Genomic DNA, 25,762 nt, shown 5'->3' on the forward strand with positions numbered 1-25,762 from the left:
AATCTTTTTTGATTGCTTTTATACCATTTTTTTACCGAGCTTTTCTAATAACTAGTTTCAACGATCACTTTCACTATTTATGATTCGTTCATTTATGTATCTTCTTGAACTGGTTCCTGAAGTTATTTCCTGCGAATCAAACCCAGCCATGATATTTTTTAAGTCCTGAAGGTTATACCCCTGTGTTTTGCTGTTTTCTTTTTAAAAATTGCCAACCATTTATCACTCCTAATTGCTCAAAACACTGAATCCAACGATTGACATCAAAACTATGTGAACCCATAGAAAGATTCATCTCGTTGAGGTGATAGATGTCTGTTGACTCCTGGAGTAGCCCTTCTGCTGATTCGCAAAATTTCTTGAAATTTGCGCATTTTTCCAACTCGCTTGATTTGTTGCACGGACAGATAGCGAACGTATTTCTTGTTTATTGTTCGAACTACCTTGTTTCACTCTTGATGTCTGTGCTTTTTTCATCTGTGTTCTTTTGCCATTTTCCTTTCTTTTATTTAGCTTTTCCAAGTGCATTCTCCGTAGTTTTGTACCTCTCGTTTTCCATATTCCTTTTATCTTCCTACCGTTCCTCCGCCATAGTCTCACTATCTTCCTACCGTTTCTCCGCCATAGTCTCGATAGCTTCGCACCTCTTTTTCTTCGTATTTCTTTTATCTTCCAAATTCGGTTGAGATCTTCTAACATTTTTTTATTTCCACGTCCGTTTTTCTCCTTATACTTTTTCTGTAAGTTTTATTATAAATAAGAAAAAATGTTATCTTACTTCTTTTTTTCCTTTAAAAAATATTTAGTGCAAATTTTTTATAATATCCTTTATGTTATTAAGTTATATATCCCTTGGTTGAATGGTCAGGTGTCCATTACTTTATCGAAAGTTACTGGTCGAACATCATATCATCCATTATTCTAAGGTCAAGTTCATACAAACGTCAGCAAGACACAATCAAGCCGAAGAATCTCACCCTGATCATAAAATGATCTTCGGATTCTTCGGCTTGTTTTCTCAGAGGTTATATATAGTTATGTTTTTCTCGCAGCTATTTTATATCTGCTGAATCAATTGGTTTAAACAAGTAAAATCAATCAGCTAGTTGTATTTACTTGGTTGTTAGTGCTTTGTTGCTCTTTACCTTCAGAATAGTAGGACAAAAAAGCTGTCTGACTTTTTTTGCGCATCAGATAGAAGGTTGGCTCAGCCTTCCCTACATATTTAATATTTACGCCTCTTTTGACCGGTGTTACAGAGTCAATATCTTGTAGCGGGATATTTTGGTCCTTCCAAAAAGCAGCATATTTAATTTTGATTGCATGGTTTTTCAAAATAAATGACCGACGATACCCAAGAAAAAGAAAAATTAAAAATAGCCCCATCACTAAGTTACTTTTCCAATAGGGTCTAGTGTTTTCAAGTGATAAAATCAAACTAAAAAATAAAATGATCAAAGATAAAGACCAATAGATGATCGTCTGCGCCCATTCCGGCTGCCAGCGAATTATTTTTTTCATTCTTTAACCTCGCATCTATTTGTAATGGTATAATTATAGCATAACACTATTTTTATAAAAAGGAGAGCTTCCTTATTATGATCAAAGTATACATTGATGCTTCCACAAAAGGCAATCCAGGACCTAGTGGTGGAGGCATTTTAATTATCCATGAAAATAAACAAGAACAGCTTACCGTCCCACTTTCGGATGGCTCCAATCATCAAGCTGAATTCGAAGTCTTTTTAAAAACTTTAGAAATTTTAAAGGAAAAAGGCTGGGTCAATGAAACAATTCTCTGTTATTCCGATAGCAAAGTACTTGTTTCTACAATCGACAAAAACCACACAAACAACGAAAGTTTCTCTTCCCTTCTATATGAGATCCAACAATTACTCGCTCAGTTCCATTTACTCATCTTACAATGGATTCCCGAGAGTAAGAATAAAGGGGCGGATAATCTGGCACGCCAAGCGCTTCAAAAACAATTAAATCCATAAAAAAAAAGACTTTTTAGCTATTTACTAAAAAGTCTTTTTAAAGTTTCTGATTTAATAGAGAAGATAATTGTGATCAAAAGTAATATCGAGTTCAAAAGAACCAACCTTTTTCTCAATAGCTTGACGAATCTTTTCTTCTAAAACATCATCTGGTAACTTGAAATTCTGAGGAACTACAATATCGAATTGCAACTCTTTCCCTTTACGTATGATCCGTAAATCGTGCAACCTCAACTCTTCCCCTAACTCTTTGATAATTTGTCTCAATTGTTTCAATATCTTACGGTATTGTTCATTATGGATTGCTACCGGATCTAGATGACAAACTAAATCTACATCCAAAGTCTTTTTAAAGTCTTTTTCGATAATATCAATGATTTTATGTGCTTCATTCAAGTTTAAACTGTCGTCAACTTCAATATGAACAGAAGCAAACTTTTTATTTGGTCCATAATTATGAACCAACAGATCATGAAAACCTAAAATCGATTTATAAGAACTTAATTGTTTTTCCATTGTTTTGATTTCTTCAGCTGTTGGACGGCTACCTAGTAATTCATAGACAAAATCACGTAACATCATGATCCCACTAAAAATAATGTACCCGGCTAAGACAAAACCAACATAGCCATCAATACGCCAGCCAGTGAATCTTTCGATACCTGCAGATACTAAAACAGCTAACGTCGTGAATACATCATTGTAACTATCTTTGGCTGTCGCTTTTAGTGCTTCTGACTGAATTGTTTTTGAAAATCTAGTGTACATACGTCCTTGTAAAAGTTTTAACAGAATCGAAAATATCAGGACAAGAAACACGATCGGTGTCAGGACTAAATGTTCCGGCCGAAAAATTTTCCGTATAGAAGCGTCCAAAAATTGAAACCCTACATACGTAATGATGATTGAAACAAATAAGCCACTGATATATTCAAATCGTTCATGTCCAAATGGATGTTCTTGGTCTGCGGGTTTTGCAGCAATCTTAAACCCAACAAGCGTCAAAATGGATGAAGCTGTATCGGATAAACTATTGATAGCATCCGCCATGATCGAAACACTGCCAGAAAAAAGTCCGATTGCAAATTTCGCAACAAACAATAATATATTTGTGATAAGACCTAAGATTCCAGCTATAATACCTTTTTTGGTACGTTCTTGCCCACTAATCGTTTTTTGTTCTTTTGACACTTTTTCGCTTCCTTTATTCTTTATTCTGGTTTGAGTGGCGTTGCAGCAAACAGCGCTTTAGCAATCAGTGGCGTAATGATTCCGGCACCTATCGCTTCCGGAATCCCATTGATTGCGGCAACTCCTGCCAAAGTTTTAAATAATAGATCCGCATCTACGCCATACGCATCAGCAGTTGCCCCAGTATAAAACAGTCCCATAAACCCTAGAACTAAAAGTGTATTCACGAGTGAGCCAAATACTCCTGCTAAAACCGAACCAACGACTACAGAATGATAACGTTGATAAATCCAGTGAAAAATGATTCCTGCAACTAAGCCAACTAAAACTCTAGGAACAACTGAAATGATCGGATTGGTAAAGACGAGGGTATCAAATGGGGTCGTAGGCATGGCGTAAGCACGAATGATCGTGGCGATCCCCCAAAACAAACCAATGACCATGCCGTCTTTCGGTCCTAATACAACCGCAGCAACGATAACTGTTATGTGAATAATCGTCAAACTAATAAATCCTAAAGGAATAAACCCTAACCATGGAACCATTGCTTGAACGATAATGATTGCTAATAAAATCGCTCGTAAAACTAAACGAAAAGTTTTATTTTTACTATTCAATTTTACCCCCTCCTTTTTATTCTAATCGTAAAAGGTTTTGCTTTTTTGTCAATTAATTACTCTCAAAGAAAATGCTGATTGGTTGCATTCAGTTCTCATAAAATAAACCGAATTTGTCAACGGGATTTCCGTTTCAAACAAATTCGGTAGAACTTTTCTTTAACAAATAGGAGGATTCAATACTCCTTGAACAAAAAAGGTCGTTCTTGAGCCCTTTAGCATGTATGAAAATAAATAGTATTATCGGTGCTTCCTTAAGCAATAAGCGATCAGTGTTTAAACTATGAAAAGCTGTTTAAAAAATGACCGCTTACTCGCTTCAATGAAAGCATTCTATTCCCCATTATTTGCTAAAACAAGGTCAAGTATTCGCTCCTTGAAATAAGTTTTTTCTCTCCCAAACATAAAATACCGTTTCAAAAGGAGGTTATTATCATCTGAGCTATTCGACGCTTTCTCATTTTATTTGGAAAAGTATTTAAAGTTGATTATTGATTAGACAACCATGTTTTAGCTTCTGATAAAGCATCTGGGATACCAGCAGGGTTTTTCCCACCTGCTTGCGCCATATCAGGGCGACCACCACCGCCACCACCAACTTTTGGTGCGATTGCTTTGATCAAGTCACCAGCTTTTAGCCCAGCATCATTTGCTTCTTTCGTCATAGCGACTAACAAACTAACTTTTCCGTCTTGTTCATTTGCCAAAACAAGAATATCGGAAATGTTTTTTTGTTTCCATTGGTCTGCTAATTGACGTAATTGGTTCATATCTTTTACTTTTACTTGTGCAGTAATCAGTGAATGACCACTAACTGTTTCCACATTTTTAAAGACATCGCCTGCTTGTTGGTTCGCTAGTTTACTTGCTAATTGTTCATTTTCTTTTTGTAGTTCTTTTAGTTGTTGTTGTAATTGTTCTGTTTTTGATACAACCTCTTTTAATTGAGGTGATTTGACAATTGTAGCAACTTCTTTTAATTGTTTTTCTTCTGCTTCCAATAACTCATATGCTTCTTTACTTGTTACAGCTTCGATCCGACGAACACCGGCACCGATTCCTGATTCAGAAACGATTTTAAAGATCCCAATATTTTCAGTATTTGCTACATGGGTTCCACCACAAAGTTCGATAGACCATCCACCAATGTTCACTACACGGACTTCTTGACCATATTTTTCACCAAATAAAGCCATAGCACCCATATTCTTAGCGGTATCGATATCTGTTTCGATGGTTTCTACTGGGATTGCTTCCCATATCTTCTCATTAACGATTCGTTCCATTTTTACTAATTCATCAGCTGTGATTTGTCCAAAATGAGTAAAGTCAAAGCGTAAATGTCCAGGAGCAACTAAAGAACCAGCTTGGTTTGCATGTTCCCCTAAAACTTCTTTTAAAGCTTTATGCAATAAGTGAGTCGCTGTATGGTTTTTGATAATGCGATTTCTCATCGGTACATCGATCAACAAGTGGTAAACTGCGCCTTCAGTCAATGTTGAAAGCACTTCTACGGTGTGCATAAATTGTCCATTCGGTGCTTTTTGAACGTCAACAACTGTCGCAACCGTTTCTCCAGAGGCATCAATGATCCAACCTTGATCAGCCACTTGTCCACCCATTTCTGCATAAAACGGTGTTTGATCAAAAATCAATTGACCTTGTCCAGCAGACAATTCACTCACTAGTTCTTCCTCTTTGATAATCACCAATAGTTTGCTGTCTGATTCAACTTGATCATAGCCAATAAATTTACTATCCACTTTGATATCTGTTAATAGGGCAGATTGGACTCCCATTGATTTTTCTGTACTACGAGCAGCACGCGCACGTTGTCTTTGTGCTTCCATTTCTTTTTCAAAGCCTTCATGATCGACTTTCAAGCCTTCATCTTCTGCCACTTCTTCGGTCAACTCCACTGGGAAACCGTAAGTATCATACAATTTGAAGATATCTTTTCCAGCAAGTGTTGTTCCATTTGCTTTTTTGACTTCAGCGATCACTTGATTCAAGATTTCAAGACCTTCGTTGATCGTTTCATTGAAACGTTCTTCTTCGGTACGAACTACTTTTTCAATAAATTCTTTTTGTTGAAGGACTTCTGGATAATAGCTAACCATGATTTCGCCAACTACTGGAACAAGATCATATAAGAAAGCTTTTTCAATCCCTAATTTTTTCCCGTGCATCACTGCTCGGCGTAATAAACGACGAAGAACATAGCCACGACCTTCATTTGAAGGAAGCGCCCCATCTCCAATCGCAAAAGATAATGCTCGGATATGATCCGCAATTACTTTATAAGAAATGTCGGTTGTCGGGTTTTCCCCATATTTTACTTGGTTGCTTAGTTTTTCTACCGCATGAATGATCGGTAAGAACAAATCTGTTTCAAAGTTTGTTGGTGCGTCTTGAACGATCGAAACCATCCGTTCCAGCCCCATGCCCGTATCAATGTTTTTATGTGGTAAAGGTTCAAATGTATGATCTGGTTTATGGTTGAACTCAGAAAATACTAGATTCCAAATTTCTAAATAGCGTTCGTTTTCTCCACCAGGGTAGTTTTCTGGATCATCTTCTGCGACATCATTGTATGCTTCGCCTCGATCATAGAAGATTTCTGTATCAGGACCACAAGGACCCGCACCAATATCCCAGAAATTATCTTCAACATCTACAATGTGATCAAGTGGCAAGCCGACTTCTTCATGCCAGATTCGTTTTGCTTCTGTGTCTTTTGGATAAACGGTAACATATAATTTTTCCGGATCAAATGCCATCCATTCAGGACTTGTTAAAAATTCCCATGCCCAATGGATTGCTTCATTTTTGAAATAATCACCAATAGAAAAATTTCCAAGCATTTCAAACATTGTGTGGTGCCGTGCTGTCTTCCCTACATTTTCAATATCATTCGTACGAATTGATTTTTGAGCGTTTGTGATGCGTGGGTTTTCTGGTACGACAGAGCCGTCAAAATATTTTTTTAACGTAGCAACCCCTGAGTTGATCCATAAAAGTGTTGGATCGTTGACTGGAATTAATGATGCGCTAGGTTCAATCGTGTGTCCTTTTGATTGGAAGAAATCTAAAAACATTTGTCGAACTTGTGCACTGCTTAATTGTTTCATTTTATTACCTTCTTTCTTTATTTTAAACGACAAAAAAACACCCTCACAGCCAAGGACGAAAACTCGCGGTACCACCTTGGTTGCAATGATGTTCGATCATTACCTCTTGAACTCGATAACGCTGAGTAGCGTTGATATTTCTATCAATAAAAAAGGGAGCAATTTGTTTTTTTGACTATTCTTTTTTCAGCCTGGAAAGAATTTTCTGCAAGTCAGACTTAAACAAACCATGTCCTTTTCGTACTTTACAAGTATACGTATTCTATTTTATTCTGTCAACCGCTCTTTTCCTTCAACTCTTATTTCTTTCTAGAATATTTTTTGTTAAGCTTGAATTACGCCTATTAATCAAAAGGAGAATCGATGATGCAAGTTTATTTTGGAAACAAGTCCTGGATCAGAGGGGCGAGTTTTTATCTTCGTTATCAGGTATTTGTTCTGGAACAAGGCATTTTGCCAGAATTAGAATTTGACGAAACGGACACTTCTGATAACTACTTTCTGTTAATGGAAAACAATGTTCCAATTGCAACATTACGTTATCAAAAAAAATCGTCCACTTGTCTTAACCCCGATCGTTTTTGCGTCGCCAAAAATTATCGCCAACAAGGTTTCGGTCGTCAGCTGTTGTCCTTAGCTGAACAGAAAGCGAAAAAAGAAGGCTTGCTATCAAGTTACCTAGTAGCAGAAATGACTGCCCTTAGTTTCTATCAGCAACAAGGTTACGAGACTTGTACAGATCCTTTTATCGAGGATGGGATTACCTGCGTAGGGATGCAAAAAGAATTGATTTAAGATCTATTATCACTAGATTATCTGCTAAATGAACACTTAAAAACAGACCAAAGGAATGCAATCCTTTGGTCTTTGAGCGTGAAGTCATGACGTCTCTTTTAAAGGGTCTGGTCATTGACTTACTTATTGGAGTTTTTCTTATTTTTTCTTGCAGTTCTAGTTTGTTGTCTGCGTTCGATTTTACGGTCTTTTTTGTTCTTTTCAGCAATTGCCCAATCGATTTTCTTTTTATATCCAGGTTTGATTTTTTCTTTTTCTTTTTCACTAAGCCGATCAATGTAGGATCCAGTGTATCTTTGGATTTTTCCCGTTTCGTCCGACGATTGCGGTCATAAGTCTTGATGATTTCATCATTTTTGATTTCCATCGGTTCAAATGTGACACCAATTTTTTCAATACTGTCAATCGTTTGGTCATCACTTGGTGAGTACAAAGTGATCGCAGTTCCTTTTAAACCATTACGTCCAGTCCGACCTACTCGATGGATAAAGAAGTCAAGGTCTTCAGGAATTTCTGCATTGATCACATGAGAAACCCCTTCAATATCGATGCCACGTGCCGCTAGATCTGTCGCAACCACGTATTGATATTCTAAGTTTTGAACTTGGCGCATCACCCGTTTTCGTTCTCTTGGAGTGATATCTCCATGGATTTTAGCTACTTTTAAGCCTTGGCTTTTCAAGTAATCAGCAATTTCATCTACGTGTTGCTTCGTATTCGCGAAGACAATTGCTAGATAAGGATGACCAATCGTTAACAATTGGTAAATCATTCGATTTTTATCTTTCCCTTTAGTAGAGATCAGCCAATTCTCGATATCTTCTGAAATAACTGCTTTCGGTTTGATTTCTTCAATGATTGGATTTTCCATGTATTTACGTAAAAATGGTCGTAATTTTTCAGGAATCGTCGCTGAGAAAACTAAAAATTGCAGTTTTTCAGGCAAGCGACTAGCAATTTGATCCACTTCATGCAAGAAGCCCATGTCCAGTGTCATATCTGCTTCATCTACAACAAATGCAAATGCTGTATGGATTTTTAATGCTTGTTCATTCATCATATCCAAGATTCTACCTGGCGTTCCCACTACGATCTGTGGTTGTTGATGTTTCAAGCGGCTCAATTGGCGTTGCTTATCCGTTCCACCTACAAAATTCGTCACTCGGATCTCTGGATCGGAAAATTTAGCGATCTGACTAGCAGCATCATAAATTTGAGTAGCTAGTTCACGACTTGGTGCAGTGATTACTACTTGTACTTCGGCTTTTTCCGCATTGATTTTTTGAAATAAAGGCAATAAAAATGTATGCGTTTTGCCCGAACCAGTTTGTGATTGACCAATGATATTTTTTCCTTTAGCGATCAAAGGAATCAAACGCTCTTGTACTTCAGTTGGTTGAGCAAAACCTTTTTCTGCTAACGCCTCATTTATATATGGTTTAAAATGAAATTGTTCAAAATTACTCATTTAAGTAAGCACCTCTTCTCTTTCTTTTTTACACGACTTTCGCATTATACCACATCCTCAAGCAATTTGCTTGATCCTTTTCAAAGTCGCTCACGATCCACTAGTTCCCTTTTGGTTGAATGGTACTAATCGTATGTGTTTGACTGGCTTTTTCATAGAACAGCACTCTTTTCTTACGAAGGAATGACAAGAAAAGATTCAGCATGAAGATAAACTGTGCAAATGCAACACCCAACACAATAAAAATCCCGCTTACCTGTAATACACCTGTCGTATGGTCAGTGATATGTTGGATCGTCTGACTAAGCCAAGCTAACCCATAAAATAAAAAGTAAAGATACCCATAACGGATAAACAGTGCTTTAAAAGAAAGTCGTTTTCCGTTATCCGAAACCACACGAATGCGTACGATTTTTTTACCTAAAGTGAGACCGTTTGTTACATATGGTATGACCATGAAATAAAGCAAGACTTCTAAAAATACCCACCAACTACTTGAAGTGATATCACCTATTTTCAAAGACAATTGAAGAGTCACAGCAATCAGCACGGATAAAACCGATAAGAAAGCCCAATCAATGAAATAGGCAACTAATCGTCTCGTTAGAGAAACTGTTTTCCCTTTTTCGTATGACACTTCATCCATTCTTGCTCTCGTAGGCAACATGAAGGTAAAGATTGGTGTCATAATGTACCCTAACGTTCCTCCGATCGTATTCGTCAATAAGTCATTGACATCAAATAGCCGATAAGGTCGAGGATAAATAAAATACAACCCACTTAACTGTGTCAATTCAAAAAATAAGGAAAGACAAAAACTTGCAATGATGGTTTTCACAAAAGATAATCGAAAATAATATCTTAAATAGATCCCGAAAGGTAATAAAAGCAAAACATTAAATACCGGTTCTAAAAAAACGCTTTGTCGCATCGCTGGTAAATACGTACTTGGATCAGATAAAACCAAGACGGTATTCTCTCGGAAATGGACCCATGATGCAAATAAATGTAATTCCATTTTAGGTCCGGTCATTTGAGCAACGGCTTCCTTTGAAGGCAACGGTAAAATGATCAAAAAATAAGCACATAACAAATAAAAACAAACGAATATAAGATAACCGCTCTCGAAAAAATAAACGTTCCATACTTTCGATATTCATAAATGAAAAAAAACGAAGAAATCGCTAATGCCAAAAATGGAAAAACAATAAGTGCAAAGCGAATCGGTTCAATATAACTAGCCATAAACATCCCCCTTTTTCATCTTAACTAACGGTTTCATCTTATCAGTACTCTTGTAAACTATGCAAGTTATGGGGTAATTATTTTTAAATTTATATTAATTGAAGTATCATTAACAAAAGGAGGCGATTAGCGTGCTTAATATTTATTTTGTGTTTGGCGTACCCGCTTTTTTATTGATTCTCTATCTCATTTTTGCGTATATACGTAAAAAAACGACCATCCGCTATCTTGGATTTATCTTGTTAATTATTGCTAGTTTCATGCTCGTGTTCAACTTACAGACATGGCAACAAGCACTACTTGAAATGGAGCAAGCTTCCTCTCGATCTTTATCAGATCAATTAGGTTATCCGATCTACTTGATTTGGATTCCCATTACTGTTGCTGGTTTTCTCGTCTTATTAAACCTTTTTCGTGCTTGGCGCCGGCTAAAACAGTTAAGAAAAAAACAGGATAAAAACGTGCATTCTCTTGTAGCTGGTTGGTAAAGTTAGCATTGCTTAACTTGACACGCTACAACAGAATGCACGTTTAACTATCATTTATATGTTAAACTACAGGATATTTATTTTTCAAATATAAATAAACAGGGATTCCGACTAATGTCAAAGCGATTCCGCTAAATGCTAAAAGTGTTTGTGTCAGTAACGTACTAACCACGATAAAAGCACCACCAAGAATGGCGATTAGCGGAATGATTGGGTATAACGGAACTTTATAAGGCCTTTCAAGTTTTGGAACTGTATTTCTCAATATAATTACACCTACAAATACCATCGTATAAAAAATCCAAATCACAAAAACAAGCATATCCGTCAGCATATCAAATCCACCGACCATCATCATACCGATCGCAATCCCTAGTTCCAAAACACCAGCAACCACTGGAATCTTCGTTCGATCGTTCAATTTTCCTAAGTGGTGACTGAAAGGTAACCGTTTTTCTTGGGCCATCACATAGGGCAGGCGCATCCCAGTAAGTGTATAGCCATTGATTGTTCCATAGACTGAAATCAAAATCCCGACAGTTACAAGTTTCCCACCTACGCCACCAAAAATCATGGTAGCCACTTCGCTAGCAGCATTACTGTTGCCACTGATTCCTCCAATCGAAGCTGTTTTTAAAAAGACGGTATTAACGAATAAATAAACAACCATAATCCCGATGATTCCTATAGAAATGGCTTTCGGTAAATCTTTTGCCGGTTTTTTTAATTCTCCTGCAATGTTTCCAACGTGAATCCAACCATCATAAGCAAACATTGTCGCTAACAAGCCCGCACCTAATGCTGAAAACAATGGCAGATCTTTTCCTGATTCTATGGGAAACAGCTGAAACTCTACTCCACCACTGCGAAATAAGCCAAACAAGACGATGACTGCCAGTGGGATCAATTTACAGATTAAGGTAATGGATTGAAAAGTTCCACCAACTTTTGATCCTAAAAAATTGATCAGCATGATCGTCACAGCGGCTATAATAGCGATGGGGACAATCCATTGCTGTTCTAAGGCAAATAAGTTCACAAATTGTGTCCCAAAGATAATTGATAATGCCGCTACATTTGCAGGAAAGTAAATCACAACTTGTGCCCAACCTAACAAAAAAGCAGCCGTCTGTCCATAGGTTCGTTCGATATATTTGACCATACCGCCTGTTTCGGGGATTGCTGCGGCAAGTTCTGCACCAGTTAAACCTGCACAGACGGAGATGATACCTCCCAAAAACCAAGAAAGCATATGTAAACTAACTGATCCTGTAACTTCTGCGACACTCGCTGCTTTAAAGAATACTCCCGCTCCAATCACTGTTCCCATCACAGTCGATAAAGCAGTAAAAAAGCCCATCGTTCGCTTTAGTTCGACTTTGTTTTTTTCAACCGATACTTGGTTACGTTCCATCGCTTATCCTCCCTTTATCGTAAACTCCCCACCACTCGATCGGAAGTTTACGATAAACTATAGTAATTAGACTGTTGCTGTCAATTTCTCTTGCAACTTGGACAACATATCTTGAGTCATTTTATCTAGGTCGTAACGTGGTTGAAAGCCCCACTCTTTTTGCGCACAACTAATATCTAATGAATTTGGCCAAGAGTCTGCGATCGATTGTCGCACTGGATCAACTGCATAGTCCATTTCAAAATCAGGAAACACTTTTTTGATTGACGCTTTGATTTCTTCTGGTTCAAAAGACATCGCAGAGATATTGAATGCATTGCGATGAACTAAATTTTTAGGATCAGCATTCATCAACTGAACAATCGCCTCAATGGCATCTGGCATGTACATCATGTCCATAGCTGTACCACGATCAATAAAGCACGTGTATTTTCCTTCTTTGATAGCTGAATAATAAATATCCACTGCATAGTCCGTCGTCCCACCCCCAGGTAAAGTTTTATAAGAAATCAATCCAGGGAAGCGTACACCTCGTGTATCTACGCCATACTTTGTATAATAGTAGTCACACAAAAGCTCGCCTGCGACTTTTGTCACGCCATACATTGTTGTTGGTCGTTGGAGTGTATCTTGAGGAGTCTCATCTTTTGGTGTATTAGGTCCAAAAGCGCCGATTGAACTTGGCGTGAAGAATTTTAACTTAAATTCTCTTGCGACTTCCAGCGCATTGACTAACCCAACCATATTGAGGTCCCAAGCGAACTTTGGTTTTGCTTCAGCGACAGCTGATAAAAGCGCTGCTAAATGAATCAAAGTATCTACTTGATATTTTTCGACTAACGCTCGCATTTTTTCGTAATCCATGACGTCTAAAATTTCAAATAGTTCACCATCTTCTAGCTTTTCAGGCATACGAATATCCGTTGCGACAACATTTTCATTACCCAAATCTTCCCTTAAACGTAAAACTAATTCCGATCCGATTTGTCCAAGGCAGCCAGTAACTAATACTTTTTTCATACAAACACTCCTTTTTAGTTCATTTTCACTATCTATTAAAAATAAATGCTACCTACATTCCATTGACGAGCAAAATATAAAAAAGGTGATTCTTCGATTTTCACAGAAACACAACCGAAACGCTCTAACCTATGATCGTCTTTCTCTTAGATTTCAGGCGAGATCGTTTCTACTAAATCAAATGATGCCCATTTCATTTCCGACTTTTTGGTAAATCGCTACAGCATGATCGAGCATTTCTTTGGTATGAGCTGCAGTTGGCATATTACGAACACGACCTGTTCCCAATGGTACGGTTGGATAAACGATTGGTTTCACATATAGTCCATTTTCAATCAACTTTTTAGAAAATTGTTGTGTTAGACTCTCATCGCCAAGTATCACTGGAGTGATTGGTGTTTCCGACACGCCGATGTCATACCCGATTTTTTTCAGTTTTTCTTTGAAATAAATGGCATTTTCCCAAACTTTTTCGACTAATTCTGGATGATCTTGCATCAGTTGAATCGATGCTAGAGCAGCGCCAGCAGCACCTGGTGTAAGTGATGTTGAAAACAAGAAAGGACGTCCTCGTGATTTTAACCAGTCGATCAACGATTTAGATCCTGCGACATAGCCACCAACGACACCGATTGCTTTAGACAATGTACCCATTTGCATGTCAATTTTCTGTTGGAGACCAAAATGCTTCACTGTGCCGGCTCCTTTTCCCATCACTCCAGAACCGTGGGCATCATCCACATAAGTAATCAACCCGTATTTTTCGGCAATTGGGATCATATCGGGTAAATTAGCTACATCGCCATCCATTGAAAAAACACCGTCTGTGATATACATGATTTTGTTATATTTCCCACTATTTACCGCTTCTTTTGCTTTTTCTTCTAGATCGTTCATATCTTGATGCTTAACACGAATGATTTTGGCACCAGAGAGGCGACATCCATCGATGATCGAAGCATGATTCAATTCATCTGATAAGATCGCATCCTCCTTAGTCATAATGGCTGAAATAGCTCCCATATTACAATTGAAGCCTGATTGAAAAGCAATCGCTGCTTCTGTACCTTTAAATTCTGCAATTTTATTCTCTAATTCTTGATGGATACGCAATGTGCCATTAATTGTTCGGACAGCACCTGCGCCGACACCATAGCGATTCGTTGCGTCGATACACGCTTGTTTCAGCTCCACTCGATCAGCAAACCCCAAATAATTATTCGATGCTAGATTGATCAAATTTTTCCCTGCTACCTCAATGATCGCACCATTTGCACCTTCAAGGATATCAATCGTGTTGTATAGTCCCTTTTCCTTCAATAAAGCCAGTTCCTGTTCTAAATAAGTTGACAATACTTCAGAAGACATGTCTCCACCCCCATTTTTCTAACCTTCAAGGTTGAGGAACGAATATGCAGCCTTTCATTCCTGTTTATAAGTATACCTTTTCTGATAGCGCTTACACAAATTATGAGAGTTATTTAACTGAGTATTTTCTTACATAACAAATCAATCGGTACTCCACTAACGAAATATTTTTTTACTTATTTTAGTAACTGTCGTTATTTTTAAGAGGATCACCTCTAGCTAATATCAACCCTTAACTTAATAAACTTTCCAATAAATATTCCATATATTCTGAATTTTCCGCCATTAGTTATTCTTGTTTTTTGTTATGAAATAAAAAACGAATATTCTATTTGTATATTAAATTCTTTTAATGTTTGCTTCTCTAGCTATATATTACTTGGTCCAAGGCGCTTACCTGTAGCTATTTTAAGAAGTCTTTCTCCCAACACAAAAAACGTTCCCTATGGTCGTCAGTTACTACTCATGACCACAAGAAGAGACTGAGACAAACCTTGCCTCAGTCTCTTCTGGTCTCTCTAAAATCGAATAAACGGTGTTCAAAGAGCTGACCTTCGGCGATAAGTCAAAAAATCTCAAAACATGGGGAGCTGTTTCGAGATTTTCATCCTTAATGTTCCTGCGATTACTCGTCGCAGTTTTTACTTGGTGAGCGCTCAGGTCAAGGCACTCTTTTCACGACCTCTTGTTCACGGTGAGACAAAAGTAGCATCTTCGGAAAACTTGCCGAAATTTACCAAAAATTTGAGAAGCACCAAGTAGGTAACAATCAACATCAAAAACGAGTTTTTGTGTTTCTTGTCAATTTTCGGAAATTCCTTCTTATTTCTTGATGCTTAACACTTTTGTCTCAACCTCCTGTTGCCAACCAGCTTTCGGGAGTAAAATCAGGGTCTCCTACTGACCATTCATTGAAGAATTCATCAATAAATTCCCGCATAAAGGCTTCTCGTCGTTTTGCTTCCTTTATACCATATGGGGTGTTCATCCTATCTGGTAATAAGAACAATTTTTCGTAAAAATGATTGATCACAGTGGACCCTTTGCGATAATCTTTTTTATTTTGATAAGTGATTGGTTGCCGACTTTCATCAAAAATGGGATGACCATGTCCACCACCAAAATAAGCCGTACGCAAAATACCAATTGCTCCTAAGGCTTCAAGACGATCTGCATCTTGAACAATTTTTCCTTCAATAGGTAATGCCATTTCTTCACCTGACAACCCTTTTGAAAAAGACAGGTTTTCAATAATCAAAAAGATTGATTCAATGGTTGCATCTGATAGCTCTAAACGTTGCAAAAATTGATGTAACTCTGCTTTTGCTTTCGTTTCATCGGCTACTACTTTATCATCGATCGTATCATGCAAATAAGCAGAAGCAAGGGTAATCAATGGATCAGCTTGCGGTTCAGTTGCTAAAATTTTCTCTGCTAATTTAACGACTCTTACCGTATGATCAATCCCGTGTCCAGTTTGATCCATTGCTAATTGCTTGAAACTGTAATCAGCAATTTCCTGCAGTTTCTCCATTTATTTTCCTTCTTTCTCGCTACTGAATTCAGCTACTTGATAGACCGAAAAATAGATTTTTTTCATGTAATCGATCAAATATTGCGGATTTAGCACCTCACCGGTTGCATCCTGAATCAATTGCGTTGGTTTTCTAGATGCACCATATTGATGGATCTTTTCTTTCATCCATTCTTTGATTGGTCGATAATCATCGGATGCTAACACTTCATCGATCGAAAGCTCTTTTTCTAATGCGTGAAGCAGTTGCGCAGCATACATATATCCTAAAGCATAAGATGGGAAGTAACCAAAACTAGCTCCTGACCAGTGGACATCTTGCAAGATTCCTTCTAAATCATTCGAAGGTCGTACTCCTAGATATTCTTCATACTTTTGATTCCAAATAGTTGGTAACTGAGCCACGTCCACGCCTTCATTGAAAATCATTTTCTCAATTTCATAACGAATAATGATATGCAATGGATAGGTTAAACTATCTGCTTCAATTCGAATCAAGCTTGCTTGGGTTTGTTTCAGCGAGCGATAAAAGTCAGTAAATGAAATATCATCGAATGTTCCTTCTGCACATTGTTGGAAAAATGGATATTGTTTTTCCCAGAAACTTCGATTGCTACCAATGATGATCTCATTGAACAGTGATTGAGATTCGTGGATGCCCATCGAAGTACCTTGGTAAATCGGAGTATAAGCAAATTTTTCGTCAATATCTTGCTCATACATTCCATGACCAGCTTCATGGATCACGCCAAAGACTGCCATTTTAAAGTCATGTTCATTCCAACGAGTCGTAATACGTGCATCATTATGATTGATCCCGATCATAAAAGGATGGATTGTGTCATCTAAACGTCCTCTTGAGAAATCATAACCTAACTGTTCAATCACGCCTGTGACAAACCTTTTTTGTTGGGCTTTAGTCATTTTTCGAGAAAGAAAAGAGGTATCTGGTTCATGCCCTTTTTCTGCTAAGGTTTTTCTAATTTCCATGATTCCTTCTTTTACTTGTTGGAAAACACGATCTAAGATTTCAACAGACATTCCTGGTTCATATTGGTTGAGTAACACATCATAATCAGTTGCTTCGTCTTTTTTCCAATAGGGGATCAACTGTTTTGTTAACTCAATATTTTTAGTCAATGCTTCTTGAAAATCCGCAAAATTTTTCGTTTCACGAGATTGCTGCCATTGCACCTGTGCGGTAGAAGTTGCTGCTGTCAATGCCGTCATCAATTCTTCAGGAACTTTATATTCAAGTTCGTAGTCTTCTTTGACCTTCTCGAACACGATTTTTCCCGTTTCAGATAATTCATTGGGATGTTCAGAAAAATATTGGATGGCTTCTTTGATCTTAGGTCCAATTTTCTTTGAGAAATAAAGACTATAAAGATAACTATTGACTTCACTACGATCCTCACTCGCTTTTTCTGGCATACCCGTTTGGATATCCCAATCTAAAATGCCCAAGGTTTGTTGCAAGAGATTGATTTCTTTTAGTTCTTTCATCAATTCTTTTTCATTCATCATTTATTCCTCCATCCATCCCATATAATTTTAAATCGTTTTGTCTTTTCTTGGTGGACGCGTTCCCCAGTATTGGAAGAGATCAGTCCGTAAAGCTCCGTTATACAGTTTACGTTTTTTAGTAGCTTTTTGCCCATAATACTCTTCAAAAGTAAGGTCACTTGTCAAAATGTATTTACTCCATGTCTTTAATGGACGGAAAACATCGCCCATTTCTTCATACAAGCGACGAACCGTTTCTTCTTCACCTAAACGCTCTCCATAAGGCGGATTCGCGACGATTACGCCGTATTCTTTATCCGTTTTGAAATCTTTGACTGCTTGTTGTTTAAACGTGATTGAAGAGCCTAAGCCAATTTCTTCCGCATTCGCTTTAGCAATTTCGATCATCCGCCCATTGATATCAGAACCTGTGATATCGAGTTCAATATCATAATCTGCTTGCTCTTCTGCCAATGCTCGAACATTTTCCATAACATCTTTACTAAACCAATCCCATGATTCACAAGCAAATTCACGATTAAATCCTGGTGCAATGTTGTGTCCAATCAAGGCAGCTTCGATGCAGATCGTACCAGAACCACACACTGGATCATAAAACGGACGATCTTTTCGCCAATTTGTCAACATCACTAAAGCGGCTGCCATGTTTTCTTTCAACGGTGCGCCACCTTTTTCCAAACGATATCCCCGTTTGAACAAACTAGGACCAGTTGTATCTAGTGTGATCATGACATGATCTTTTAGTAAAGCGACTTCTAATTGAAAATGTGCGCCTGTCTCCGTTAATGGAACAGATGCCGGACGGTGATAATACTTACGCAATCGTTCAACGATCGCTTTTTTAGTGATCGCCTGACAATCAGGTGTACTATAAAGCTTAGACTTGATTGATTTTCCTGCAACCGGAAATTCAGCATCTAAAGGTAGAAAGTCTTCCCAAGGTAATGCTTTAACTTTCTCAAATAGTTCATCAAAGGTAAACGCATCAAATTCCCCAACAACGATTTTTACCCTGTCAGCTGTTCGTAACCATAAATTTGCTGTAGCGATCGTTTCCATCGTTCCTTTGAAACGTGCCCGTCCATTTTCAACTTGACAATCAATGCCTAAGTCACGTAGTTCTTTTCCAACAAGGGCTTCTAACCCACTTGCAGCCGTTGCCACAAGATTAAATTCTCTAGTCGTATCCATACTTATCTCCTTATAAGAAAAGCTGAACGTGGTCGTCCAGCTTTTTGTAAAATCAAACCGAAAAATGAATCAGTATTTTTTTCATACTTGTCTCTAAATTGCCATTCTTCACTCGTTCATTTTTGTGTTCCTGAACAAACAAGCCATTTATTGAATGGTATAAATCGGTGGTGACACTCTAATGTTAAAAAAACCTTCACAACATGGTTGGAAGGTATTCCCTGTTATATTGCGGTTTTCTGTAAGCCATGTTCTGTACACTACTTTTCCAGGGAGAAAAAGCAATGTGGTAACCATCTATCTGCAGTTAACCTGCCTTTTTGTCTCGTTCTTAATTCCCAACAAAAAGCGCCCCTACCATTGTTTGGGTTGCTCGCTCGAGGGGTTTACCGCGTTCCACCGAATAAGTTTCCCTATCCGCTTCGTCACTGTGGCACTTTCAAGGATACTTAAGCATAGTTAAAAACCTTAGCTTGTTTTCCTGCCGTTACTCTAATAGAGCACCTTAGCTTATTGTTTCGCTAAGCACGAACACTACAGGCATCACAGCCTGTGCGAGCATGGACTTTCCTCAGCCTGATCATGTCAGACCGCGATTACCCAAAAACCGCAATGTATCATCAATCTTAGAATTGACGTGTCTTTTCGTTATCATCGTCACTTGCATTTGTGTAGTTGTTTGGGTTAGGTTGGGAAACATTCACTGTTGATGATTGTTGATCCAATTTTTTTCCAAATACTTCACGTTCAAGATTTGACAAACGTTTCAAGATATCGAAATTTGTGACTGCTGCACTTTTCGGTGTTTCAACTTGTTGAACACGCGTTTGTGCTGCTCCTTGTGTTTTTGATAATTGTGCTACTTTGGCACTTAATTTATCATTTTCTTCTTGTAAAGCAAGGAGTTTTTTGCTGTAAGTTTCATAATCTTTGATGATATTGTCTAAGAATTCATCCACTTCGATGGGATCATAGCCACGCATCTTTGTTTTGAATTCTTGTTGTAAAATGTCTTTAGGACTATAAACCAATTCCGCCATATTTACACCTCTAGTTTTCATTTACATAATAACAGTTTCTACCTATATCATTGTATCGGAAATAACTTGATAAATCAAACACTATCTGAATTATTCACTGAAATTTTGTAAATCATCCATACTGACTAGCCGAATTTCATAAGAATGATCCTGTTGATAGGTTTGCGCCTCTTTCAGAAAATACTGGGTTTTCCCTGGAAACTCAGGATCATAAATCAGTAGACAGCCATCGGTATGGTCAAGTAAAAAACGCGTGTGGTTTCTTAATTGGCTAGGCGACTGATAGGCTTGATGGCTAACTGCTTCAACATAGTCTGCTAACTGTTCTGTCATTCTTAACTTTTCTTGATTATTCTCATTCCAATTATTTCCAAACTCTTTGAATGGATAGATGATCCCCAACTTTAACTCAGGGTATTCCTGCTTTAATTCAGCAACTACTTCCGTGACCCATGTTTCTATACCCAAGTTTCCACTAGTAAGAACCCATTCAAGTCCTTCTTCGACTAATTGCTGTATCTCTTTTTTTAAGACTTTTTTAATAACCGTTATTTTAGGGTCATTTTCCTTAAAAACCCCAAGTTCAAAACTTCGATAACCGGAAATATACATCACTTTTAATCGGTCCATTTGAGTTTCCTTTTCTTTCTTGATTCTTTTTTGCTATAATGTTGGCTAGGAGTGTGATTAAAATGGTTTTACGCTATCCAAACGGCCAACCCTATCATAAGAATGCCTCTTTAAAGGAAAAAGTTCAAGAAAAAAGAGAATCAGCCATTGAATTTGGCAATCGAGGGATGCGTTTTGAAGAAGCAATTAACGAAAGTAACCAGTATTACTTAGCGCACCAAGTAGCTGTTATCCATAAAAAACCAACCCCCATTCAAATTGTTAAAGTAGATTATCCTCGACGTAGCGCCGCTGTTATTAAGGAAGCTTATTTCTCACAGGCCTCCACAACAGATTATAACGGTGTATATCGAGGTTTCTATTTGGATTTTGAAGCGAAAGAAACAAAGAATAAGACATCTTTTCCCTTCAAAAATTTCCATGCGCATCAAATTGACCATATGGAAGCTTGTCTAAAGCAACAAGGAATTTGTTTTGTCCTATTATGGTTTTCTACGTTGAAGCGTTGCTTTTATTTAGATAGTACTTATCTGATCGATTATTGGCATGCGCAAAAGGATCAGGGGAAAAAGTCGCTTCCGCTTTCATTGATCGAAAAAATAGGGATCGAGATCCAAACAGGTTTTTCGCCACGTATCCCTTATCTAAAAGCGGTAGATCAATACTTATCAACATTAACTATCGAAGGAGATCGCAAGAATGGCAAATGAGCAAACAAGAACTTCCAGACGAAACAGTCCCTCTTCTTCTAAAAAGACGAGTCAAACAAGAAATAAAACTTCTGGCAAAGGTTCCGGGCATAAGAAGCGTGGGCTTTTCATCCGTATCATCTTGATTTTATTTTCTTTGATTTGTATCGCTTTCCTAGCCGGTGTCGGATTATTTTGGTTTTATGCAAAAGATGCTCCAAAATTAACGGACACTGCATTAGATGCGACTGTTTCTTCTAAACTTTACACACAAAATGGCGAATTATTTGAAGATTTAGGAGCAGAAAAAAGAGAAAAGATTACCGCAAACGAATTGCCGAAAACGTTAGAAAACGCCATCGTTTCTGTTGAAGATCGACGTTTCTATAAACATATCGGGATCGACCCAGTTCGGATCGTCGGCTCTGCACTTTCTAACTTTACTTCTGGCGGACTTCAAGGTGGTAGTACATTGACCCAACAATTGATTAAGCTCTCCTACTTCTCTACCAACGCTTCAGATCAAACCTTGAAACGAAAAGCACAAGAAGCTTGGTTAGCTGTAAAATTAGAACAACAAAAATCAAAACAAGAAATATTGACTTACTATGTGAACAAAGTCTATATGTCCAACGGATTATACGGAATGGAAACGGCAGCAGAAAATTATTTTGGTAAAAGATTACCAGAACTTTCATTACCACAGACTGCTTTGTTAGCTGGAATGCCACAAGCGCCTTCTGCCTATGACCCATACCAATATCCAGAACAAGCCAAAAAACGGCGAGATACTGTTTTATATACCATGTTACAAAACAAGAAAATCTCTCAATCAGAATATGATGCTGCAGTGAATACACCAATCGATGATGGTCTTCAAGAGATGAAAAAAGAAGATGATAATTCAAAAATCGTTGATAATTATGTCAAAGAAGTCATCAATGAAGTTCAAGAAAAAACGGATAAAAATGTATTTACTGATGGATTGGATATCTATACTAACTTAGATCTAGACGCACAAAAACATCTTTATGATATTGTCAACACTGATGACTATGTCAACTATCCAGATGATGAAATGCAAGTTGCTTCTACGTTGATCGATGTCAATACTGGTCAAGTAAAAGCACAAATTGGCGGTCGCCATATTGCAGAAGATGTCACACTAGGTATGAACTTAGCTGTTAATACTTCTCGTGACTTCGGTTCGACAATGAAACCAGTCACAGATTATGGCCCAGCTTTTGAATATCTAAAATACTCTACAGGAAAAACGATCAGTGATGCTCCTTATAACTATGAAGGAACCTCAACACCAGTAGGCAACTGGGATAACCGTTTTATGGGGACGATCACCTTAAGACAAGCCTTGTATCTTTCCAGAAACGTTCCAGCTGTCAAATTGTTCAATGAAGTCGGCGCAGATAAAGTTAGCACCTTTTTAAAAGATCTTGGAATTGAATATAGTACGATCCATCAATCAAATGCGATTTCAAGTAACACAGAAAAACAAGACGGCACAAAATATGGCGCTTCTTCCTTGAAAATGGCGGCTGCCTATGCTGCTTTCGCTAATGGAGGAACGTATTATAAACCACAATATGTCAATAAGATCGTCTTCCAAGACGGCACAGAAGAAACGTTCGATCCCGATGGTAATACAGCTATGTCTCCAGAAACAGCCTATATGGTCACAGATATTTTAAAAGATACATTAACAAAAGGAACTGGGACGAATGCGTTGATTCCTGGATTATACCAAGCTGGAAAAACCGGGACTTCCAACTATACGGATGATGAGTACGCAAAATTAGGAACTTCTAGCGGTGTGTATCCTGATATTTTATTTGCTGGTTATACACCAAACTACGCCATCTCAGTATGGACCGGTTATAACAACAAAATGACACCTGTCACCTCTGCTTCGTCTCATGTTGCTTCTGATGTTTATCGAGAATTAATGAAATATGTATCATCCAGCGTCACAAATAGCGATTGGCAAATGCCTAGCGGACTGGTAAGATCTGGCGGTGAATTATACTTTACCAATCAACTCAAGAAAACACCAAGTACGACGATCCCTTCAACAACGGTGCCATCTTCATCAGTGACACTGGTACCTGAAAGTTCGACACCGGTATCTTCTTCGTCGGAATCGACAGAAACTTCAACAACTGAGTCATCTGCCGAATCTTCGACATCGGTAGATAGTTCAAGTGACAAAAATGATTCAAGTAGTTCAGCTGAAACGCCAGAAAATAGCAGCAGTAGTCAAAGCTCTTCATCTTCGGCAACTCCTGAGTCATCCACGACACCACCAGCGCAAACACCTCCGGAGAACAATGCACAGTCCGGACAGTCCTCTAGTCGTTCAACGTCTTCTGGCACATAACAAAAAAGGAAGTTGAGAAAAACCTCAACTTCCTTTTTTATCTTTTATTTTACGTTCAATGTTTTTTCTTTCATTCTGTTTTTTCCATCTTGACACATGTCTAACAAGGGGCAAACTTCACACCGTGGACTTCTTGCCGTGCAATGATAACGACCAAAAAATATTAAAGTGTGGTGAGTCTTGACCCATAATTCTTTTGGTACTTTGCGCATCAGCGTTTCTTCTACTTCCAACACCGAGGCATTCAACTTACAAATCCTTAAACGTTTTGTTACTCTCTCGACATGAGTATCCACAGCAATTGCTGGTATACCAAAAGCATCACCTAAAACGACATTCGCTGTCTTTCGTCCAACTCCTGGAAGAGAAATCAATTCTTCTCTAGTTTGAGGAACTTGACCTGAAAAGCGATCCATCAATTGTTGGGCACATGCTTTGATATTTTTTGCTTTATTGCGGTAAAGACCAATCGTTTTGATCTTAGGGATAATGTCATCAATCGGAGCCGCAGCCAGCTTTTCAGGAGTTGGAAAAGCTTCAAAAAGAGCTGGGGTCGCTTTATTAACTGAGACATCGGTTGCTTGAGCACTGAGTATGACAGCAATCAACAGTTCATAAGGGTTTCGATGTTTTAATTCACCATGTGCTTCTGGGAACATGTCGTACATTTTTGTCAAGGCTTCCATTGTTTTTTGTTTACTTAACATATTATTCCTCCAGCCAATTTTTCAACGTAACTTTTGGCAAGGCTTCTGGTTGTGCGTTAGTGGTTTCCACTTCTTTTTGTAACATTTGTTGTTTTCGTCTTTTTTGATCTTCTTCTACTTGTTGCTTCGTCTTTAAATTTTTACGTTCCCAAGACAACAAGATTCGATCCACATAGTTAAAACTATACGCTTGATTCAAAACAGCCTCACGTAAAGCAAGTTTCAGAATTTCCGGTTGATAATGATCTTCTTCTAACCATTGACCGATCCGTTGAAATTCGATGGCTGACAATGGGCGACCAAATTCCTGTTCAAATAACTGATAAACAGACTGCACCATTTTTTCTTGACTTAAATCAGCTTGTTTTTGATTTTGACTTTCCAAAAAATTCCCTAAAATTTCATATATAGGATATAGATTGTAACGATCAGCTTGCTTACCATCAATTGTTGCTGTTTCAATTTTAATAAACCCATTACTGATCAAGTGATTTAAAATTTGATAGATACGCTCTTGTTTGACACCCATATCCAACGCAATCGAGTGTAAATCTGGGAAAAAGTCTCCTTCGAGTTGCGCCCTTTGCAATTGCAAAATAAATAAAAACTCTTCTGCTTGTAATCCGATACGATGATAATTTTTTAACAACAAGTTCGATATCGTTGTTTGTCCCGCTTTTAAGTAATTTTCTAAGTTCAACATGATTTTTCCCTCACTTCAAATCCAGTATACGGAAAAAGCTTGTTCGAGGCAAGGTAGCTTTCCTTTACTTCTATATGTTTTTTATTTTTGTTTCACTTTTTCACTTTTCGGAATAAATAAGCTATTCGCTCTATCAAGGAACATGTGCCGTCGCAAAAAAGCCAGGTTTCCCAATCATCAGTCGATTGAAAAACCTGAACTTTTTTTAAATGATTAGAGAACTGCTTATTTATCTTCTTCCGTTTGCAAGACGTAAGGTTCTCCTTCATAAGTATACTCCGTATTGATTGTTCCATCGTTTTCATCTGAATAAACGCGACGACTGAATGGGAAACGATGGGAATTGCCATCTTTCGCTACTTCCCCACTCATTAGATAATAATCCTCTTGTGTTTCATTCAATTGGTTGATTACTTGATCAGCTAATTGATCGACATTGATCGTTTCATCTTTTGCTTCTTTTTTATAATCATCCAGAAATGCTGCTTGTTGTACAAAGTATTCTTTTTCCATCATTTGATCGCTCCCTCATTATAGTTTGACATGATCTGCATCATCCTCTATTTATTTTGTCAGAAAACGAATTGAAAGACAACTTATAGCTTTTATGTC

General features: G+C 37.8%; 20 protein-coding genes, 1 other RNA gene and 2 pseudogenes. 5 read left to right on the top strand and 18 right to left on the bottom strand.

Annotated features, from left to right (window positions below):
* Positions 1 to 1,098: 1,098 nt before the first annotated feature.
* A complete protein-coding gene (locus tag EHR_RS11275; RefSeq protein WP_010737527.1) occupies positions 1,099 to 1,521 on the bottom strand; it encodes an EbsA family protein in 423 nt (140 codons plus the stop codon).
* Between the two features lie 77 nt (positions 1,522 to 1,598).
* Here EHR_RS11275 and EHR_RS11280 point away from each other — a divergent pair, with 77 nt between their 5' ends.
* Complete coding sequence (locus tag EHR_RS11280) at positions 1,599 to 2,000, top strand: ribonuclease HI family protein (RefSeq protein ID WP_010719229.1); 402 nt, start codon at positions 1,599 to 1,601, stop codon at positions 1,998 to 2,000.
* Positions 2,001 to 2,051: 51 nt separating this feature from the next.
* Here EHR_RS11280 and EHR_RS11285 read toward each other — a convergent pair whose 3' ends face one another.
* The 3 genes from EHR_RS11285 to alaS all read right to left on the bottom strand — a co-directional run bounded on the left by EHR_RS11285 (position 2,052) and on the right by alaS (position 6,939).
* Positions 2,052 to 3,191 carry a cation diffusion facilitator family transporter gene (locus EHR_RS11285; RefSeq protein ID WP_010737526.1) on the bottom strand — a complete coding sequence of 380 codons (1,140 nt, stop codon included), beginning with the start codon at positions 3,189 to 3,191 and terminating at the stop codon, positions 2,052 to 2,054.
* Positions 3,192 to 3,211: 20 nt separating this feature from the next.
* The gene (locus EHR_RS11290) at positions 3,212 to 3,808 is read right to left on the bottom strand and encodes an ECF transporter S component (protein WP_010737525.1); all 597 of its coding nucleotides are present in this window, start codon (positions 3,806 to 3,808) and stop codon (positions 3,212 to 3,214) included.
* A gap of 488 nt (positions 3,809 to 4,296) precedes the next feature.
* A complete protein-coding gene (alaS, locus tag EHR_RS11295) occupies positions 4,297 to 6,939 on the bottom strand; it encodes an alanine--tRNA ligase (RefSeq protein WP_010737524.1) in 2,643 nt (880 codons plus the stop codon).
* A 366-nt stretch (positions 6,940 to 7,305) separates the two neighbouring features.
* Between alaS and EHR_RS11300 the strand changes: the two genes are divergently transcribed.
* The gene (locus EHR_RS11300) at positions 7,306 to 7,734 is read left to right on the top strand and encodes a GNAT family N-acetyltransferase (protein WP_014834680.1); all 429 of its coding nucleotides are present in this window, start codon (positions 7,306 to 7,308) and stop codon (positions 7,732 to 7,734) included.
* 119 nt (positions 7,735 to 7,853) lie between these two features.
* Here EHR_RS11300 and EHR_RS11305 read toward each other — a convergent pair.
* Both EHR_RS11305 and EHR_RS11310 read right to left on the bottom strand, forming a co-directional pair.
* Positions 7,854 to 9,202: pseudogene (locus EHR_RS11305) on the bottom strand (DEAD/DEAH box helicase).
* A 100-nt stretch (positions 9,203 to 9,302) separates the two neighbouring features.
* Positions 9,303 to 10,447, bottom strand: a pseudogene (locus tag EHR_RS11310) (VanZ family protein).
* A gap of 131 nt (positions 10,448 to 10,578) precedes the next feature.
* Between EHR_RS11310 and EHR_RS11315 the strand changes: the two are divergent.
* Complete coding sequence (locus EHR_RS11315) at positions 10,579 to 10,935, top strand: hypothetical protein (RefSeq protein WP_014834684.1); 357 nt, start codon at positions 10,579 to 10,581, stop codon at positions 10,933 to 10,935.
* A gap of 61 nt (positions 10,936 to 10,996) precedes the next feature.
* Here the strand turns inward: EHR_RS11315 and EHR_RS11320 are convergent, their stop codons facing one another.
* The 9 genes from EHR_RS11320 to EHR_RS11355 all read right to left on the bottom strand — a co-directional run bounded on the left by EHR_RS11320 (position 10,997) and on the right by EHR_RS11355 (position 20,659).
* Positions 10,997 to 12,349 (bottom strand): APC family permease, encoded by a 1,353-nt coding sequence (locus tag EHR_RS11320; protein WP_010737521.1) that lies wholly within the window; start codon positions 12,347 to 12,349, stop codon positions 10,997 to 10,999.
* A 66-nt stretch (positions 12,350 to 12,415) separates the two neighbouring features.
* Entirely contained in the window at positions 12,416 to 13,369 is a 954-nt protein-coding gene (locus EHR_RS11325; RefSeq protein ID WP_010737520.1) for an L-threonine 3-dehydrogenase, read from the bottom strand.
* A 177-nt stretch (positions 13,370 to 13,546) separates the two neighbouring features.
* The gene (locus EHR_RS11330) at positions 13,547 to 14,737 is read right to left on the bottom strand and encodes a glycine C-acetyltransferase (RefSeq protein ID WP_010737519.1); all 1,191 of its coding nucleotides are present in this window, start codon (positions 14,735 to 14,737) and stop codon (positions 13,547 to 13,549) included.
* Between the two features lie 850 nt (positions 14,738 to 15,587).
* Positions 15,588 to 16,271 carry an HD domain-containing protein gene (locus tag EHR_RS11335; RefSeq protein ID WP_010737518.1) on the bottom strand — a complete coding sequence of 228 codons (684 nt, stop codon included), beginning with the start codon at positions 16,269 to 16,271 and terminating at the stop codon, positions 15,588 to 15,590.
* Positions 16,272 to 17,795 carry a carboxypeptidase M32 gene (locus EHR_RS11340; RefSeq protein ID WP_014834685.1) on the bottom strand — a complete coding sequence of 508 codons (1,524 nt, stop codon included), beginning with the start codon at positions 17,793 to 17,795 and terminating at the stop codon, positions 16,272 to 16,274. It lies immediately after the preceding gene.
* Between the two features lie 30 nt (positions 17,796 to 17,825).
* Complete coding sequence (locus tag EHR_RS11345) at positions 17,826 to 18,989, bottom strand: THUMP domain-containing class I SAM-dependent RNA methyltransferase (RefSeq protein WP_010737516.1); 1,164 nt, start codon at positions 18,987 to 18,989, stop codon at positions 17,826 to 17,828.
* Between the two features lie 237 nt (positions 18,990 to 19,226).
* Positions 19,227 to 19,597, bottom strand: an RNA gene (rnpB, locus tag EHR_RS13920) — RNase P RNA component class B.
* 18 nt (positions 19,598 to 19,615) lie between these two features.
* Positions 19,616 to 20,029: a cell division regulator GpsB gene (gene gpsB, locus EHR_RS11350; RefSeq protein ID WP_010719243.1), complete on the bottom strand. Its 414-nt coding sequence runs from the start codon at positions 20,027 to 20,029 to the stop codon at positions 19,616 to 19,618.
* Between the two features lie 90 nt (positions 20,030 to 20,119).
* Complete coding sequence (locus tag EHR_RS11355; protein ID WP_010737515.1) at positions 20,120 to 20,659, bottom strand: SLOG family protein; 540 nt, start codon at positions 20,657 to 20,659, stop codon at positions 20,120 to 20,122.
* A gap of 62 nt (positions 20,660 to 20,721) precedes the next feature.
* On the opposite strand from EHR_RS11355, the gene recU reads away from it, so the two are divergent.
* Together recU and EHR_RS11365 are read left to right on the top strand one after the other, a co-directional pair.
* Complete coding sequence (gene recU, locus EHR_RS11360) at positions 20,722 to 21,369, top strand: Holliday junction resolvase RecU (protein WP_010737514.1); 648 nt, start codon at positions 20,722 to 20,724, stop codon at positions 21,367 to 21,369.
* A complete protein-coding gene (locus EHR_RS11365) occupies positions 21,359 to 23,740 on the top strand; it encodes a PBP1A family penicillin-binding protein (RefSeq protein ID WP_010737513.1) in 2,382 nt (793 codons plus the stop codon). Before recU ends, EHR_RS11365 begins: the two co-directional genes overlap by 11 nt.
* Before the next feature lie 44 nt (positions 23,741 to 23,784).
* On the opposite strand, the gene nth is transcribed toward EHR_RS11365, so the two are convergent.
* The 3 genes from nth to EHR_RS11380 all read right to left on the bottom strand — a co-directional run bounded on the left by nth (position 23,785) and on the right by EHR_RS11380 (position 25,663).
* A complete protein-coding gene (nth, locus tag EHR_RS11370; protein ID WP_010737512.1) occupies positions 23,785 to 24,447 on the bottom strand; it encodes an endonuclease III in 663 nt (220 codons plus the stop codon).
* A gap of 1 nt (position 24,448) precedes the next feature.
* Complete coding sequence (locus tag EHR_RS11375) at positions 24,449 to 25,150, bottom strand: DnaD domain protein (RefSeq protein WP_010737511.1); 702 nt, start codon at positions 25,148 to 25,150, stop codon at positions 24,449 to 24,451.
* 225 nt (positions 25,151 to 25,375) lie between these two features.
* Positions 25,376 to 25,663 carry a DUF5960 family protein gene (locus EHR_RS11380; RefSeq protein WP_014834686.1) on the bottom strand — a complete coding sequence of 96 codons (288 nt, stop codon included), beginning with the start codon at positions 25,661 to 25,663 and terminating at the stop codon, positions 25,376 to 25,378.
* Between the last annotated feature and the right edge of the window lie 99 nt (positions 25,664 to 25,762).

It is taken from the genome of Enterococcus hirae ATCC 9790 (assembly GCF_000271405.2).
Taxonomy (GTDB): Bacteria; Bacillota; Bacilli; order Lactobacillales; family Enterococcaceae; genus Enterococcus_B; species Enterococcus_B hirae.